Origin of the sequence: Filomicrobium insigne, assembly GCF_900104305.1 — a bacterium.
GTDB classification, from domain to species: Bacteria; Pseudomonadota; Alphaproteobacteria; order Rhizobiales; family Hyphomicrobiaceae; genus Filomicrobium; species Filomicrobium insigne.
In genome coordinates this window covers 138,526-155,289 of the sequence record NZ_FNJC01000004.1, presented here as the reverse complement: position 1 = coordinate 155,289, position 16,764 = coordinate 138,526, and the positions used below count along the sequence as shown (strand labels likewise).

Sequence of the window (16,764 nt, the reverse complement as noted above, 5' to 3'; positions counted from 1 at the left end):
AGAAAAGAATTTCGGGAGGAGTTCTCATGAGCAATTTGCTTAATCGCAACATTGTAACAGGCCGACGGAAATCCTTACCCATTTTCCTTTGTGCAGTTGCCGTTGCGATTATGAGCTCAACGTTCAATTCAAAACCTGTATTCTCTCAAGAAGCACCTACACAAAATCAGAATAAATCCGACTCTAAACAAGATGGCGTAATCGAAATTCCGATTGCCTATCTGCGCGAAAAGCGGGATCGGCTCCCACCGCTATCACTGCTGGATTTCCGACCCGATGATGACGGGATAGCCGGAGCCCAGCTGGCCGTTGACGACAACAACACAACCGGCCGTTTCCTCAAGCAGAGTTTTCGCATGGAAGAGAATCCCGCAACCACGCGGGATGAGCTGATCAAGATTGCTACGCAGAAAGCCGAGCAGGGTCTCGGCTTCTTCGTCGTCGATGTCACACCAGACACCCTGCTGGCGCTCTCAGATGCGTTGAAAAATTACAACGCGGTCATCTTCAACGCGGGCGCGACTGATGATCGGTTGCGCCAGGAGGACTGCCGCCTCAACGTCAAACATACAGCACCTTCGCGGGCCATGCTGACGGACGCGCTCATTCAATACTTAGCGTGGAAACGCTGGCGTAATCTCGTTTTGATTTCCGGACCACAGCCCAACGACCAGTTGTTCGCCGCTTCAATTCGTCATTCTGCCAAACGCTTCGGTCTCAAAATTCTCGAAGACCGAACGTTCAAGTATGAAGCCGGGAGTCGCCGCGCCGACGGCGGCTACGAACAGGTTCAGCAACAGATCCCTTCCTTCACACAGGATCTTCCCGACTACGACGTCCTTATCGTTGCTGATGAGAGCAAACAGTTTGGGGACTATTTCCCATATCGAACCTGGATCGCCCGCCCCGTAGCAGGAACACAAGGTCTCTATCCGACCTCTTGGCATCCCGCGTCGGAACTTTGGGGCGCAACGCAATTTCAAAATCGCTTCCAGCGTAAGTCAGGTCGCGTTATGCGCCCGCTAGATTACGCCGCCTGGATGGCCGTACGGTCCATCGGCGAAGCCGCCACGCGCACAAACACCGGCAACCCCAAAACATTGATTGGCTACATGCTTTCTGACCGGTTCGAACTCGCGGCATTCAAGGGCCAAAAGCTCACTTACCGCCCTTGGAACGCTCAGCTACGGCAACCGTTATTCGTCGCCACGGATAAAATTCATGTATCCGTATCCCCGCAGCCCGGGTTTCTCCATCAGGTGACAGAACTCGACACGCTCGGCATCGATCGTCCGGAAACAAAGTGTACGGCATTCACCAACCGCTGAATCGTGGAAGCAGCCATGTCCACGTCAACAAGCCAAAACTGAAATCAGGAAACGACAGGAATCGTCAGTGAGACAGCATAGATCCATCATCGCAAGCCTCACGGTGCTCGCCGCTTTGGTCTTGGCACCTTTCCCTGCCGCCGCCTACAAAGTGTTTGTCAGCAACGAAAAGGACAACACGGTCTCCGTAATAGACAGCGAAACGTTAAAAGTGATCCATGAGATCAAGGTCGGTCAGCGTCCCCGCGGCATCATACTCGCGAAGAACGATACGTGGCTTCTGATCTGCACAAGTGATGACCATCGCATCGAGGTCTATGACGCCAACACCTACGAGTTCATCAAAAACCTTCCGTCCGGTCCGGACCCCGAGTTGTTCGATTTGCATCCATCCGGCAACCCGCTCTACATCGCCAACGAGGACGATAACCTCGTCACCGTGGTCGACATCGATACCGATAAAATTCTTGCCGAGATCCCCGTAGGCGTGGAACCGGAAGGCATGGCCGTGAGCCCCGATGGCAAGATCGTCGTGAATACGTCAGAAACGACCAACATGGCGCATTTCATCGACACCAAGACGCATGAAATCGTCGCCAATATCCTCGTCGACAACCGGCCTCGAGTCGCGCAGTTCACTTCTGACGGCAAGCAACTTTGGGTTTCCGCAGAAATCGGCGGCACCGTTACGGTTATCGACCCTGCGAAAAAAGAAGCCGTCCACAAGATCACTTTCGAGATACCTGGAATTAATGACGACGCGATTCAACCTGTTGGAATTCGCTTCACAAAAGACGGAAAACTGGCATTTGTCGCATTGGGTCCATCAAATCGCGTCGCCGTCATCAATGCCCAAACCTACGAAGTCGAAAAATATTTGCTCGTTGGCCAGCGCGTCTGGAACCTCGCTCTTACTCCGGATGAAAAACTTTTGTTCACGACCAATGGCACGTCAAACGATGTGTCGGTTATCGACGTGCAAAAGCTTCGCGTGATTAAATCGATAACGGTCGGGCGTTATCCGTGGGGCGTCGTAGTAGCCAATCATTGATGTTAGAAATTTCCCCCTCATCATTTTCGAAAGGGGGAAATTTCCCAAAAGGAATTGGACAAAACGGAAAAGTCTGCGTCTAGAACTCACCGGGTTTGAATTGCCGAACCGTAAAGACGTGAGTACAGGGAGCAAAGACTCCCAGTTATGCCGACAGTCACCGAGGAATAGTGATGATCAACAATGCTGCGCCGCAAAATGGTTGACGCTCTGACATCCCAGAAAGGATCTTCCAGCACAGGCGAGGCGCTGCGCGTGCGCAACGTATCGCATAGTTTCGGCGATACGCGTGCACTCAACGACGTCTCCCTAGACGTTGCGCCAGGAAGCTTCACGATCCTGCTCGGCCTCAATGGCGCCGGCAAATCGACGCTGTTTTCCCTGATCACCCGCCTTTACGACAACACGTCGGGAGAGATCCACATTCTAGGAAATGATGTCCGGCGGCGGCCCAGCGCGGCTTTGCAGCGTCTCGGCGTCGTCTTTCAGAGCCGCACTCTCGATTCCGACCTGACCCTCTTACAGAACCTGACTTACCACGCTGCGTTACATGGTTTTGGCCGGCGCGAAAGCAAACGACGCGCTCATGAGGCTTTGAAAACGGTAGGTCTCGATGAACGCGCCAAGGAAAAGGTGCGCAACCTTTCCGGCGGTCAAGCCCGCCGTGTCGAAATTGCACGCTCCATGCTGCATGATCCGGGCCTTCTGCTACTAGACGAGCCCACAGTCGGTCTGGATATTGACTCCCGCCAGAGCGTGATCAGCATCGTACGCCGCCTAGTCAATGAACACGGCATCGGCGTGCTCTGGGCCACGCACCTCATTGATGAGATCGACAAGACCGACAAAATTATAGTTATGCACAAAGGCCGGGTTCTCTACTCCGGCTCGGTTCCCGGCCTCCTTGAGGCAGGTCAGGCGAACGATCCGGCATCCGCATTCCGGAACCTAACCGAAACAACGCGTGCGGAGGCGGCATGAGCATAGACACCATGGCCGAAACCTCAGCATCGGTCCCGCATAAACCAATGCCATCACATCTCACATTCAGCGGATTTTTCGCTTGCTTCCGTGGGATCGTCTGGCGGGAAGTTCTCCGCTTCCTCCACCAACGCGAGCGATTTCTTTCCGCGTTGGTGCGCCCGCTCGTTTGGCTCTTCATCTTCGCTGCTGGCTTTCGCCAAGTACTCGGCGTCTCGATTATCCCGCCCTATCAGACGTACGTACTCTACGAGACGTATGTTGCGCCAGGACTGCTTGGGATGATTTTGTTGTTCAATGCTATGCAGTCATCTCTGTCGATGGTCTACGACCGCGAGACAGGCGCGATGCGCACCCTTCTCGTAAGCCCATACCCGCGTTGGTTCCTGCTTTTCTCTAAGCTGATCGGCGGCGTTTCCGTCGCCCTGCTGCAGGTCTATACCTTCCTCGCAATCGCCTATTTTTGGGAGATTCAACCGGATGCCGCAGCACTGCCAGTCGGCCTCACGATCGGCGGCCAATTCGTCGGCTTCGAGATACCCGCTCCGTACAATGGATACATCACAGTCCTCCCAGCCATCATTTTGTCTGGACTGATGCTCGGAGCTTTCGGACTGTTCCTGTCGTCGGTCATACGTCAGCTTGAAAACTTCGCAGGCGTGATGAACTTCGTCATCTTCCCGATGTTCTTCGCCTCATCCGCACTCTATCCGCTGTGGCGCATCCGAGAATCGAGCCCGCTGCTTTACGAGATCTGCCGCTTCAACCCCTTCACCCATGCAGTCGAGCTCATCCGCTTCGCCTTCTACGGCCAATTGGATCCAACGTCGTTTTACGTCGTCGCCGGCTGCACCATCCTCTTCCTTGCCTGCGCGATCTATGCCTACAATCCGTCCAAGGGATTGATTGCGCGACGGGGACCAGGAGCCCGCAGCTAAACGCCAGAGAAATGAAACCAATGCTCCGAACCTCAAATATCGTCCTCCCGCAGCCTCACCGTGCTACGAAGTGCACGAGCGTTCGAATGGCAGCGGTCATCGCCACGTTTTTAGCAACAACCGGCATAATGGCAGCAGCGACTGCGTGGGCGGGCCCTCCCGGCCAGATGCAAGATGGAAGCCCAACGCCCGCGAGGCAGACAGAAGTGCCCGCCGCAAACACAAAAACGCCCGAGCCGGGCTCTGACTGGCCGTGTGTCCAACGTAAGATCGATACCCTGACATCAGCTCAAATATGGGACGGCCCCCCGGTTGAGGAGATCAAGAACTGGCGCGACGACAAAGAGATCGCTGAGCTCGTATCCTACGTGATTAGCCGGCGTATCGAGATGGACTCGGTTGAAGAAGCAATCAAAAACTATGCCGAGAAGGTCCCCGAAGCCGAACGGGATAAGAAGTTGACACTGTTGTTCGCCGGGGTGCTTCACGAAACGAACGTCGTCCGCAGTTCAGTCGTGAATGGTATCGAGACATTTCAACGGCGCCAGCGCGCACGCGCCAAACGGCTTGAGGATCAAGGCAAGGAACTCGCCGCACTCCATGATCGCGCAGCAAAAGGCGAAAAGATTTCACAGGAAATCGACACGCTGCAAAATCACTACGATTGGAATGCACGGGTCTTTAAAGAGCGACAGGACAACCTGCCTCTTGCTTGTGAAATTCCCGTACTAATTGAACAGCGCGCCTTCGCAGTTGCCCGCGCCATTCGCAGTCACATGAACGAGTAGTCTTTTGCTGCACTGGGCGACAGAGCTTATGACACCGGCTTGATCTGAGCCGCGGGAAGGCCCAGTTCTTTCCAACCATCCGTACCATCGGGAAACCAGATCACGTTGCGGTAACCCCACGAGAGGGCCCGTCGCGCGGCATTCCACGACATCCAGCAATCACGGAGACAGAAGAAAACAACCGGGCGCGAGCGGTCTCCCTCAGTAAGGCGCTCCAGCCCCGCGCGGAAATAGCCCTCGTACTCAGGCGACAGCACACCGTAACCGACATTGGCAAGCCAATGCGCGCCCGCGATACTCTCATGCGACGGTGTCCGCCAGATCGTGCCTTCTGGAAGATTAGGCGGCTTGGGAGGTTGTGGATAAACGTCAATGAATACTGCCGCCTTGGCGTTCCAAAGGTCTTCCGCAGCACCGACATCAACAACCTGAGCCCCCTTCAACGTCGCCGGCACCGGAGCCCGATAGTTGTCTGTGCGATAAGTGTCAGGCTCCGTGACCAGTGGCTCAACGCTTTTGCCACCGGCCGCAAAGACGTCCGATACACCGGACAATACAAAAAGCCCGATCACCTGAACCAAAAGCACATAGCGAACGAGAAGAGAAAACGATCTAGCACCACAACCGCTTCCCACCAAACCCACGATATGTGCCACCACTTCAACCTACCTCGCCGTACCAAAGTGCGGCGCCATCAAAGTCATCAAATCAGCCGCCGCGTAAACGCGAAAAAGGCAACAAGCCATCGTGCGCTTGTCGCCTTCCGCAATTCTCATCGTCCCGAGTCCCACCACGGTAAAGTTCGCTATTTACGGGCCTTGGTGATCAACTGATCTTGCTCGTCGATAATAGGAACGCCGTAGTCTAGAAGCACCTGATCGATATCACCTTGCCGCTTCGCAATGATCTCGTTCAACTCATGCTTCCAGGTATCTTCGCCCTGTCGCACACCCATCGTGATCCGATACGTCATGCGCGGACTGTTGCCCTCTTTCAGGAGCGGAACGACTTCCAGTTCTTCGCCACCACGCTTTGAGAAATAACCCGCATTAGGCCCCCACAGCACACCGGCAGCAATTTCACCGGAGCGAATATCGGCGACCATCAATTCCGATGGAGACATGTAACGCCGATCAACGAACAACTGATACGGCTTCACGTTGCCCATCATGCCAAGACGGCTGATGATCGTTGCCGGTGGGCTACCAGCCACAACACCCAATCGCTTGCCCAGCAGCCGGGGGTCAGACAACGTGCTGATCCCATCAAGCCCTTGGCCTTTCCGGAATACCAGCGCATACGCTGAGCGATAGTAATGGTTCGTATTGAGAACCATTTCATCACCCTGCGCGTAGCCCATCACGACGTCACAAGCTTTCGCGAACAGCGTACGCCGGATGAAGCCCGTAGACTGCGGGAACCACGTATACTCCACCGGAATTCCAAGCTCCGCCGCAACAATGTCAGCGATCTTATTTTCGAAACCAGGATTTTTAGGATCCTGGTTTGAGAACGGCATGTTCGCGGGGTCGGCGCAGACACGCAAGACTTGGCGGTTGACCAGATCAACGCGCTCGCCCTCTGCTGCCTCGGCGGCTGCGCCGCCGAGGAGAATTACGCCAAGCGCAACAATCAGACCAATGGAACTAGCCCGCAAGGCAAGCATTTTCCGCGTCGCCAAGTTCTTGCGGCTTGTCTTCCTTACCCGCCGGCCGACCGCGAGGAATGACACCATCTGCGCGCCCTTTCAAATAAGTATAGATACCGTCAATATAGCACATGACGTTCTTATTATCGCCGAGTGCGGGCATCACGCTTTCTCCGCCGCCGGGCGTATGGACAGTCCGACCACTCGCAACAACACCGAGGAAGTCGAAGTAATCCATCGTCTTGAGCGAATCCATTAGTGCCGGCGCGTAGGTCGAGCCGACGCCTTCAGGTCCATGGCAGACGTGACACTCGGAATGGTAGCGCTGAAAGCCGCGATAGGTGAGAAAGTCCATCTTACCGTCCTTATCGATACGATAAGTCGGCGCGCCCGATGGCAGCATCCATTTACCGCCTTCGAAAGTGGCCCCTTCTCCGGCCATCCGGTAGCCTTCGGCATCAACGTAAGGTCCGCTCTGCTTGGCATCTTCAGCGCTCACGGATGAGAACCCGAAGCTCGCAACTCCAGCTGCCAAAGCGATAACTGCGAAGCCAGTCCATATGCTCTTCACGAATTTCCCTTTCTTCTCCACGTCCGTACCTAGCCTGTGTATCGCCAAGGCTATGCGAAAGACTGTGTGCCCGGTGGCCATCTGAATGACAAGCCTGACCGCATATAAAACTTTCGTTAGCAGAAGTACTCGGAGCGCGCGTTTGGGTTCCGCGACATCACGACCTAATCCGCCTCACCAAAAAAGGCCGGCGCGAGAGGTTCTCGCGCCGGCCCTAAGCCGATCAGGCCTCGCTTATGGCAGCGAGAAGACCGTGAGCGTGCCACCGAGAGCGGTGTAGTTGCTCAGGCCGGCATAGCCACCAACGGCACCCAGACCATCGGTCGGGTTCGTCAGACCAGCAGCCAGACCGATACCGGCCCAACCACCAATACCCGACAAGATGCCAACGTACTGCTTACCCTTGTGAGAGTAGGTCATAACGTTGCCAATGATGCCGGAAGGCGTACGGAACTTGAACAGTTCCTTGCCGTCCTTCTCGTCGACGGCCTTCAGGTAACCTTCAAGGGTACCGTAGAAGACAACGCCGCCGGCCGTGGCAAGAGCGCCAGACCAGACCGAGAATGGCTCAGGTTGCGACCATACGATCTCACCCTTGCCCGCGTCCCAAGCGATAAAGTTACCCATACCGCCGTGGCTGTTCGGAGCCGGATACATCGACAGCGTCGCGCCAACATAGGGCTGACCAGCCGTGTACGAAACACGGAATGGTTCGTAGTCCATGCAGACGTGGTTCGTCGGCACATAGAACAGACCCGTACGTGGCGAGAAGGTTGCTGGCTGCATATCCTTCGAGCCGAGAGCAGCCGGGCAAACGCCCTTCGTGTTCACGTCTTCGCCGTTCTTAGCGGTCGAGTACTTGTCGACAACATACGGACGACCATAGTTGGGCTTAGACTTGTCGAACTCGACGCCCGTCGTCCAGTTGACGGCTGGGTCAAACTTCTCAGCGACAAGCAGTTCGCCCGTGCCACGATCAAGGGTGTAACCCAGGCCGTTACGGTCGAAGTGCACGAGCACTTTGCGCTTTTCGCCCTTCACGTCGATGTCAGCGAGAATCATCTCGTTGATACCGTCGTAGTCCCACTCGTCGAACGGGGTCATCTGATAGGCCCACTTCGCAACACCCGTGTCAGGGTTACGAGCGAAGATGGTCATTGACCACTTGTTGTCGCCCGGACGCTGTGCAGGGTTCCACGTCGAGGGGTTACCCGAACCGTAGTAGATCAGGTCGAGATCAGGATCGTAAGAATACCAACCCCAAGTCGTGCCGCCGCCGATCTTCCACTGATCGCCTTGCCAGGTCTTCAGAGAAGAGTCCTTGCCGACAGGCTTGCCAAGCGACATCGTCTTCTGCGGATCGAACAGGATTTGGTCGTCCGGTCCCGAAGAGTAAGCACGCCATACCCGCTTGCCGGTTTTGATGTCGTAGGCCGTAACGTGACCTGCAACACCGAATTCACCGCCGGAAATACCGACAACGAGCTTGTCCTTCACCGGAAGAACGGTCGCCGTGTTGGTTTCACCCTTCTTCGGGTCACCATTCACAGCTTTCCAGACTTCCTTGCCGGTCTTGGCGTCGAGCGCCACAACCGTCGTGTCGGCCTGATGCAAGAAGATCATGCCGTCTGCATAGGCGAGACCGCGGTTAACCGTGTCACAGCACATGACCGGAATAACGGACGGGTCCTGCTTCGGCTTGTACGTCCAGATGATCTTGCCAGGCTCGTTCAGGTCGAGGGCAAAGACGTTGTTGGGAAACGGCGTATGAAGCCACATGGTATCGCCAATAACGAGCGGCGAACCTTCGTGACCGCGCAGAACACCCGTAGAGAACGTCCATGCGACCTTAAGGTCTTTAACGTTGTCACGGTTGATCTGGTCCAGCTTCGAATAGCGCTGGTTGGTATAGTCACCGGTCTGAATGGCCCAGTTGTTAGGATCAGCCGTCAGCTTCGTAACGCTGTCGTTCGCCAGGGCTGGCGACGCGAAAATCGTCACGAGCAATGCACCGGTAAGTGCACTTTTGCGCATTGCGCTTCCTCCTTGTGAGATCTTGCCACGCTTGCAAGCGGCAGCAGCGTCAGCGTGTCACAACCCGGATTGACGAAATGCCGGCTTTTCCCGGTCTTGGCCGTCAAGGTTTTCGAATGAGTTGGGACTTTTTTTCCCGACCCTGAAAACGTCTGCTACCGTGTGTGGCATCTATGCACTTTTTGTCGCACTCCGCAAGACCATCCGTAAAGACAAAATCCGGGGTCGCAAAAGGTCAGCAAAACTGACCTAATTAATTGAATTATAGCAATCATTTGCCGCGTTCGACGATGCAAACACATGAATAACCGACAGCCGTTTTTTACGCGTGATGAACGTCGGAGATGCTGGTCGGACCGTTCACGGATAGATGAAACCGATAAGAACATCGGTGCGGGAATGACTAAATATAAGGACGGCAACAATGGCCGGGAAACTCTGCAAAAAGCGCTGACAATGACGAGCAATCTAAGGCCGAGACGACCGCGAAGGTCGGTACGCGGTGGAAATATCTCGCGCCGTGACGTCCTGTGCGCGACCGTATGCCTGGGACTGATCTCGCCACTATTAGCGATGTCTTGGCAAAACGCACACGCGGCGTCAGAGGCCATAAAGCCACTCGGGGTGTCCGAAATCGCACCGGGCCTTTTCGTCCATCAGGGACGACATGAACTGACCAGTGCGAACAACCTCGGCGGAATTTCAAACGCAGCATTCATTATCGGCGAGGAGGCAGTCGCGGTCATCGATACGGGTGGCAGCTATCGTTTCGGTCAATCACTTCGCGCTGCGATCAAAGAAAAAACAGATCGGCCGATCCGCTACGTGATCAATACCCACATGCATCCCGATCATGTGCTCGGAAACGCGGCCTTCAAGACTGACAATCCAGAATTCGTTGCGCATTACAAAATGAGCCGGGCCCTCGCAGCACGCGCGGAGAACTATCTCGCGGCGGCGAAGAACCTATTGGGAGACGCAGCCTTCGAAGGCACGGAAGTCATCCTGCCCACACGCAGTATTCAGTCGCTTGAAACGATCGACCTGGGCGGCCGTCAGTTAAGCCTTGATCCCCAGCCAACGGCCCATACCGATAACGATTTGTTGATCCTGGACGAGCGGACACAAACGCTTCTGCTGGGGGATTTGCTGTTCGTCGAACACATTCCAGCCCTCGACGGCTCGATCCTGGGATGGCTGCAGGTCATCGAAAAACTGCGCAAGGTAGGCGCCGCCCGCGCTGTTCCTGGACACGGTCCCGCGTCCGTGTCTTGGCCCGACTCAATAGCGCCCGAGGAGCGTTACCTGCAAAAGGTCGTAACGGATATCCGGGAGATAATCGCAAGCGGAGGCACTCTTGCTTCCGCCACGAAGACTGCCGGCTTCAGCGAAAAAGATGCATGGCAACAGTTTGACGACTATCATGCCCGTAACGTTTCAGCCGCGTTCGCCGAATTAGAGTGGGAATAGCGAAGGCACTCAAAAACCACCGTGCACGCGCAATAAATAGAATCCTATGGAGGAATTTGAGATGTGGCTTACCAAGGGACTGCACCTCGGGGTGGTTACGGCGCTAGCCCTGTCCTTTATGGTCTTATCTCCGGCAGTCAGAGCCGACGATGAGAACCTGTGGCCGAGCATTAAGAAGGAACTGTACGGCAGCGACCGTTCCATCTCTGAAGAAGACGGAACCGTCAAACTCGACGCGCCTTATCGGGCAGAAGACGCCGCCATCGTCCCTTTGACCATCACGATGCCGGCAACGATCGCGCCAGATGTGAAGTCGTTGACCCTTGTCATCGACAAGAACCCAGCTCCGGTCGTCGCGAGTTTCAAGTTTGGTGAAGGCGCAGGACTGGGAGAACGCAAGATCTCCACGCGCGTCCGCGTCGACATGTACTCGAATGTACGCGCCATCATCGAAACGCAGGATGGCAAACTTCACATGACGACGAAGTTCGTGAAGGCGGCAGGCGGTTGCTCGGCGCCAGCACTCAAAGACATGGATGCCGCGCTCGCCAACATCGGCAAAATGAAGTTACGCAGCTTCAAGCCGGATGACACCACCAAGCTTGCCCGCGAAGCTCAGGTCATGGTGCGCCATCCCAACTACTCCGGAATGCAAATGAACCAGCTGACCGGACTCTATATTCCAGCCAAGTACCTCGACCACATGGTTGTACGTAAGGGCGACAAACTGATCTTCGAGATGGAGGGGGGGATTTCCCTGTCGGAAAACCCCAACATCCGCTTCACCTATGCAGCCAGCGCAGACGGGCCGTTGTCCGTCACCGCACGAGATACCGACGGCAAGGTTTTCACAACCCAGACAGAAGCAAAGGGCTCTTGATACGCCCCGACGTCAACATTAGTTACAAGAAAGCCGGCAGGATTTTTTTCCTGCCGGCTTTCTTGTTAAAACACCGGAATGATCAGGTGCGGTAGCGAGCGATTAGAAGCAACGCAACTCAGCTTCAACCTGCGCGCGCTTCATATTGTTCACCTTCTCGACCAGAGGCTTGTAGGACAGAAACATCGAGACGTTCTCGCCACCCTTCTGGCGAACCGACATCACCGTCTCCGCTTCCTCGTAGTCTTTGTAGGGAAGCAATTCCGCGATCGTGTCGATCGAGCACGAACACTTCATTAGGTTCTCTCGCGTCTGCCCGTTCACCTGCATGCAGGCAAACACGTAGTCTGCTCGCGTCGACGTCGGATAATCATTCTCAGGAAGAGAGACAGCCCCAACGTGGCTCGCCAAACCAATAGATACGAGGGCACACATCCCTGCGCCCACTAAAAGCTTGTGAAATTTAATCATTTTTCGACTCCCACTCCATCAAGCACTATTCGCTCATTGAGCTTCGGAGCGCCGGGTTGCGGACTTTCGAAATGAGACTTCAGCTCTACAAGGTAGCCGGGCACCTCGTCGCTCACAAAGACATCGAAACGCGCCTTCTCATAGCCCGACATTTTCTCTTTGCTCGGGTCGTTGGCGTACGGAGTCACCCAGACATGGTGACCGTCGACAGTCTTCCCATTGTATTGAAGCTTCGCAGGTTCGATTTTAGCTGTGGTCCGCAGCGCGAGGCGAAAGCGGTTCTTGAGATAGCCTTTGCTTCCACCACCCAAAAGGGCAAAGTTCGAAACAGCCCGATCTAAATAGAAAACCAGAACGGGGTTTGCCGTCATTCCCGACAAATGCCGGACATCACGGCCCCGGTCGCCCGAAAATATCTGCACGTCCACATCACGCTTACCATCCTCGCTGGCCTTCGCGACATCGACTTTAATTTCATCCGTGAAATTTGGCCCAAGCAGTTTGGGCTCCGACGCGTCTCGAGAGAAATTGTATTTCAACGTTTCTCCGGCAGAAACGAGATTGAGCTGAGGCGTGTCAAACAGGATGTCGCGAACGCCTTCTTTATCCTCGGCGGCGACCGCTTGCGACGGGGCAAAACCATTGGCAACGCCCAACATGAGCATCGCACCGGCAGCCGCACAAAGCACCGAACCGCGAACATACATGTGTCGTGTCGTCATTTGTCCTCCCGAGACATCTGCACCTTCGCCATATTTAAAGAAGGTTGCATCAATCGACTTTCACTGTTTTGCGAGGATCACATCATCAATACAAGAAGTATTTGGTTCTGCGTAATTACAGTTAAAGCCCACATTAGCGCTTTAACGTAGAAACAGCCCAAAAGCGCGGGGGCCGTCATTGACCTCAACCGTTTTCGTTACCTCAAGCGTAACGGCATCGATACGCTCAAGCGTATTCGCTTCCCAGCAGGCAACATAAACGTGGCGGCCATCACGGTCCGTTGCGATGCCCTCGGGGTATTCTCCAACGGCAATCGTCTTGATGACCTTGAAGGATTGAAGATCGACAACGCTGACCGTTCCGCCATACTGGTCGGTAACAAAAGCGCGCCCCTTGGCAAGAGCAACATCGTAAGGACGCTGTCCGACAGGAACGGTACCGATAACCTTACGCGACGTTAGATCAACGACGCTCAGATCGTTGCTTTTGACGTTGGCCGTATACGCACGTTCACCGGATGCGTCGATGGTAATCCCGAACGGCCGCTGTCCTACTTTGACGGCGGCAACTCTCTTGAGTGTCTGCGCATCGATGATTGACACTTCATCGCTGTCTCGGTCGGCACTGACGATATAACCGCCATCCGGTGTAACCGCGACCCCCGAAGGGGACTCCCCGGTTTCAACCGTACCGACCACATCAAAGGTTGCCGGATCAACGACCGTAAGTTGATGATCATACCAGTCCGCGACAATGATACGTCCATCGACGGGATGCACCGCAATGCCGAGCGGTCCATCTCCCAACTTCACGCGCCGTGTAACCGCACGCTTGTCCGCGTCGATCACGACGAGCTCTTTAGCTTCAGGGGTCGTAATATAAACCCACCGCCCATCCGGCGACATTGCTATGCCGGCAGGCTTACCGGAAACTTCGATCTCAGCGACACTCTTAAACGTCGCCAAGTCGACAACCGCAACTTTGTCAGCGACCTGAGCGGTAACGAAAGCCTCACGGCTTGCCTCAGCGGTCCCACCATCAGCGGCAGCCGCTTGGCCGAGCAAGCCCTGGGCGAGGATCAGCATCCCGCCCAGTGCGAGTGTCCCGACCAAGCCCGCGCACAACAGCCGCTGCGTCACAGAAAATCGCAGCAAAGCCGTCGCGTACCGGCAAACGCGGTGTTGTGTACGCTCAAACATATACTTGCAGCGCTTTAACCGCCCGCCTCAAGAAGCTTCTTCAGGTTGTCGAGACCACCCCGGTAGACCCCTTTTACGGCCTTGACCGCAGCCTCGTCGTTGAGCTCCGGCGGCGGGTCATTGTTCATGTAGCCACGATAGAACGCACCCTTCCACGTAACGACTGACTTCCCGCCATCTGCCTCTTCGACACTCAGCCAGGAAGAATAATTGTTCACCGGCAGAACCTTCACGTCGACGTCAGTGATTTGGTACTTGAGCGACTTCTTGTCGGCATCATAGTTCAGAAGGCTTTCATGGATGAGCCCGCCGCCGTCCAAAGTGAGCGTACGCTTTGCGCCCTCCGCGTTTCCGCCCTCGCCTTCGGTCTTTGTGACTGCCGGATGCCAGCTCATGTCCTGAAAGTTCCCGATGACGGCCCAAACTTTGTCCGCCGGCGCATTGATTTCTACGGTCTCGGTAACTTTCTGCCGCGTCGGGCCGTGGGCAGCCGCCGGAAGTGCAAGCACGGCGGGCGTCAGCGCCAGCAGCAAAGCAAGACATCGCAGCATTCGTATCCTCCGTTGTAATCACATCTGGAATTTAAACAAAATTAGCATTGTGCTTGATAACGCTGCGGGACATTAACGGCACTGAGAGTGCGGTGCAAACCCACCTGCGAACCCGGCCTCCAATTTAGTTGGCCGTTATTCCGTCCTGAGGTTGTGCTTCGGGAGTGACCGTGCTTTTGTCTGCGCCGATCCGCGTATAGAGATCGCCAATACCATGCTGACAAGACATGCTCCTTAACCTAGTGAGGGTGACAAGTCCGGCTTGGTGTGACTGTCAACATTGCTGACGGCGGGGGACTTGCGATCCCGGCCAACCTACGCCATGCCAAATCGTCAGAGGCTCTTAATGCGCAAACTAAGTCGATTTGAGGTAGTGCCTTGTCCGCGGTGAACTCGAAAGATTCGCAGCCCATGAACATTAACGGAATCGCCATCGACGATACGTTCGCCGAGGCCTTCGGCATGAGCGCCACCGGCATCATCATTACCGCCGATACAATGAAGTGGGCGCGCCAAGCAGCCATCACAATGACGGGCTTCGGCACGTCCGTCATCGGCTGCGGTGCAGAATGCGGCATCGATTATGAAGTCCCGGCCGAAGAAACACCGGACGGGCGCCCCGGCGTACGCGTTCTTGTCTTCGGCTTCGCGCCGGAAAGTATTGAGGGCCAGCTGAAGAACCGAGTCGGCCAATGCGTCCTGACGAGTCCGGGCTCCGCCTGCTTCAACGGCCTTGAGGCAGAGCGACGCATCCCGTTGAGTTCGGGACCACGATTCTTCGGCGATGGTTGGCAAACCGCGCGGAAACTTGGCGACCGCCGTTTCTGGCGCGTGCCGGTCATGGATGGCGAATTCATTATCGAAGATACGACAGGCGTCACGACGGACGCCGTCGGTGGCGGCAACCTGCTCGTCATCGGTCGCGACCGGCCTGGCGTGCTCAGGACGTGCGAAGCAGCGATCGAAGCGATGAATGATGTCCGGGACGTCATCATGCCGTTTCCTGGCGGGATCGTCCGCTCCGGCTCCAAGGTCGGCTCCAAGTATAAAGGCGCTGTGGCCTCTACCAACGATGCGTTCTGTCCAACGCTCCGCGGCGCCACCAACTCACAACTTGGTCCAGAAGACCGTGCCGTCCTCGAAATCGTTATCGACGGACTAACATCTGAGTCTGTGGCCGAAGCGATGAAAGTCGGCCTGAAAGCGGTGCTCGAAACCGGCCCAGAAAACCAAGTAACCCGTGTCAGCGCCGGAAACTACGGCGGCAACCTTGGTCAACACCACTATCACCTGAAGGACTGTCTGCCATGAGTGCGCTGAAGCTTCAGCTGACCATATCGCCGACCGGCCGTCTGAATCTGTCCGGCATTACGCCAGCAAAACTCGCCGGACTCTCAGCTACGGAAGTGTCGCGGCTTCATATCGAGGCTGGCCCAGAGAAGCTAAGTCTTGGCGAATGCTTCAAAGTGGAAGGCGCAGGCACGGATACGCTTATCATCGAAGGCGCAACCCCGCGTTGCGACTTCATCGGCGCCGAAAACGAGGATGGCACCATCATCGTTGAAGGCGATGTCGGATTTTATGCCGGACGCCAGATGCGCGGCGGACGCCTTGAGATTCGCGGCAACGCAGGCGCATTTCTCGCTTCGAGCCTCGCTGATGGCCTCATCGTCGTCAACGGTTCGGTGGGCGACAATCTCGGCGCACCGCTTCGCGGAGAACGCGACGGCATGAGCGGCGGTATTGTTGTTGTCAAAGGTCAGATAGGAAATTCGGCTGGAGCCCGCATGCGGCGCGGCACTATTGTCGCGTCAGGTAAGATCGGGAGTGCTGCGGGCGAACGCATGATGGGCGGCACAGTGTGGTCCGCATCAGGCTTTGGAACCGACGCGGGTGTTCAGATGCGTCGCGGCACATTGATCGCCCCAAGCGTTGATCAGATGCGACCAACGTTTGTTGATTGCGGCCTGCACGAACTTGGCATCCTCAACATTACGAACCGCTATCTGCGGGAAAAGCTGGGAGATCTGGCGCCTTCCCCGATCACTGGATCGGTTCGTCGTTTTGCAGGCGATATGGCCAGCATCGGACGCGGCGAAATTCTTTTGACGGCAAGCTGACGCAACGGGAG

At 55.8% G+C, this 16,764-nt stretch carries 17 protein-coding genes; 9 read left to right on the top strand and 8 right to left on the bottom strand.

Annotated elements, in window-relative coordinates; all coding sequences use genetic code 11:
- The first annotated feature begins 26 nt into the window (after positions 1-26).
- The 5 genes from BLS30_RS14375 to BLS30_RS14355 all read left to right on the top strand — a co-directional run bounded on the left by BLS30_RS14375 (position 27) and on the right by BLS30_RS14355 (position 5,086).
- Positions 27-1,328: an ABC transporter substrate-binding protein gene (locus BLS30_RS14375; protein WP_244512449.1), complete on the top strand. Its 1,302-nt coding sequence runs from the start codon at positions 27-29 to the stop codon at positions 1,326-1,328.
- Between the two features lie 67 nt (positions 1,329-1,395).
- Positions 1,396-2,379, top strand: a complete 984-nt coding sequence (locus tag BLS30_RS14370; protein WP_046476420.1) for a YVTN family beta-propeller repeat protein — start codon at positions 1,396-1,398, stop codon at positions 2,377-2,379.
- 198 nt (positions 2,380-2,577) lie between these two features.
- Complete coding sequence (locus tag BLS30_RS14365; protein ID WP_090230270.1) at positions 2,578-3,360, top strand: ABC transporter ATP-binding protein; 783 nt, start codon at positions 2,578-2,580, stop codon at positions 3,358-3,360.
- Between the two features lie 47 nt (positions 3,361-3,407).
- Complete coding sequence (locus tag BLS30_RS14360; protein ID WP_090230267.1) at positions 3,408-4,298, top strand: ABC transporter permease; 891 nt, start codon at positions 3,408-3,410, stop codon at positions 4,296-4,298.
- 86 nt (positions 4,299-4,384) lie between these two features.
- Complete coding sequence (locus BLS30_RS14355; RefSeq protein ID WP_090229830.1) at positions 4,385-5,086, top strand: hypothetical protein; 702 nt, start codon at positions 4,385-4,387, stop codon at positions 5,084-5,086.
- A gap of 26 nt (positions 5,087-5,112) precedes the next feature.
- On the opposite strand, the gene BLS30_RS14350 is transcribed toward BLS30_RS14355, so the two are convergent.
- The 4 genes from BLS30_RS14350 to BLS30_RS14335 all read right to left on the bottom strand — a co-directional run bounded on the left by BLS30_RS14350 (position 5,113) and on the right by BLS30_RS14335 (position 9,339).
- On the bottom strand, positions 5,113-5,658 hold the full coding sequence (locus BLS30_RS14350; RefSeq protein ID WP_425284175.1) for a PQQ-dependent catabolism-associated CXXCW motif protein: 546 nt from the start codon (positions 5,656-5,658) through the stop codon (positions 5,113-5,115).
- Positions 5,659-5,891: 233 nt separating this feature from the next.
- The gene (locus BLS30_RS14345) at positions 5,892-6,752 is read right to left on the bottom strand and encodes a substrate-binding domain-containing protein (RefSeq protein ID WP_046476417.1); all 861 of its coding nucleotides are present in this window, start codon (positions 6,750-6,752) and stop codon (positions 5,892-5,894) included.
- Positions 6,733-7,305 carry a c-type cytochrome, methanol metabolism-related gene (locus BLS30_RS14340; protein ID WP_244466790.1) on the bottom strand — a complete coding sequence of 191 codons (573 nt, stop codon included), beginning with the start codon at positions 7,303-7,305 and terminating at the stop codon, positions 6,733-6,735. The genes BLS30_RS14345 and BLS30_RS14340 overlap by 20 nt, the downstream gene beginning before the upstream one ends.
- Positions 7,306-7,539: 234 nt before the next feature.
- Positions 7,540-9,339, bottom strand: a complete 1,800-nt coding sequence (locus tag BLS30_RS14335) for a methanol/ethanol family PQQ-dependent dehydrogenase (protein ID WP_046476414.1) — start codon at positions 9,337-9,339, stop codon at positions 7,540-7,542.
- 399 nt (positions 9,340-9,738) lie between these two features.
- On the opposite strand from BLS30_RS14335, the gene BLS30_RS14330 reads away from it, so the two are divergent.
- Both BLS30_RS14330 and BLS30_RS14325 read left to right on the top strand, forming a co-directional pair.
- Positions 9,739-10,809 (top strand): quinoprotein relay system zinc metallohydrolase 2, encoded by a 1,071-nt coding sequence (locus BLS30_RS14330; protein WP_170832485.1) that lies wholly within the window; start codon positions 9,739-9,741, stop codon positions 10,807-10,809.
- A gap of 61 nt (positions 10,810-10,870) precedes the next feature.
- Positions 10,871-11,689: a quinoprotein dehydrogenase-associated SoxYZ-like carrier gene (locus BLS30_RS14325; RefSeq protein WP_244512447.1), complete on the top strand. Its 819-nt coding sequence runs from the start codon at positions 10,871-10,873 to the stop codon at positions 11,687-11,689.
- Between the two features lie 102 nt (positions 11,690-11,791).
- Here BLS30_RS14325 and BLS30_RS14320 read toward each other — a convergent pair whose 3' ends face one another.
- From BLS30_RS14320 to BLS30_RS14305, 4 genes are all read right to left on the bottom strand, one after another.
- The gene (locus BLS30_RS14320) at positions 11,792-12,160 is read right to left on the bottom strand and encodes a hypothetical protein (protein ID WP_244464988.1); all 369 of its coding nucleotides are present in this window, start codon (positions 12,158-12,160) and stop codon (positions 11,792-11,794) included.
- Positions 12,157-12,882 carry a hypothetical protein gene (locus BLS30_RS14315; RefSeq protein ID WP_139165365.1) on the bottom strand — a complete coding sequence of 242 codons (726 nt, stop codon included), beginning with the start codon at positions 12,880-12,882 and terminating at the stop codon, positions 12,157-12,159. Before BLS30_RS14315 ends, BLS30_RS14320 begins: the two co-directional genes overlap by 4 nt.
- A gap of 141 nt (positions 12,883-13,023) precedes the next feature.
- Complete coding sequence (locus BLS30_RS14310) at positions 13,024-13,968, bottom strand: YVTN family beta-propeller repeat protein (protein ID WP_090230262.1); 945 nt, start codon at positions 13,966-13,968, stop codon at positions 13,024-13,026.
- 128 nt (positions 13,969-14,096) lie between these two features.
- On the bottom strand, positions 14,097-14,633 hold the full coding sequence (locus BLS30_RS14305; protein ID WP_046476402.1) for an SRPBCC family protein: 537 nt from the start codon (positions 14,631-14,633) through the stop codon (positions 14,097-14,099).
- A 411-nt stretch (positions 14,634-15,044) separates the two neighbouring features.
- Here BLS30_RS14305 and fhcD point away from each other — a divergent pair, with 411 nt between their 5' ends.
- Positions 15,045-15,944 (top strand): formylmethanofuran--tetrahydromethanopterin N-formyltransferase, encoded by a 900-nt coding sequence (fhcD, locus tag BLS30_RS14300; protein ID WP_090229820.1) that lies wholly within the window; start codon positions 15,045-15,047, stop codon positions 15,942-15,944.
- Entirely contained in the window at positions 15,941-16,753 is an 813-nt protein-coding gene (locus tag BLS30_RS14295) for a formylmethanofuran dehydrogenase subunit C (protein ID WP_090229818.1), read from the top strand. The genes fhcD and BLS30_RS14295 overlap by 4 nt, the downstream gene beginning before the upstream one ends.
- The last annotated feature ends 11 nt before the right edge of the window (positions 16,754-16,764 follow it).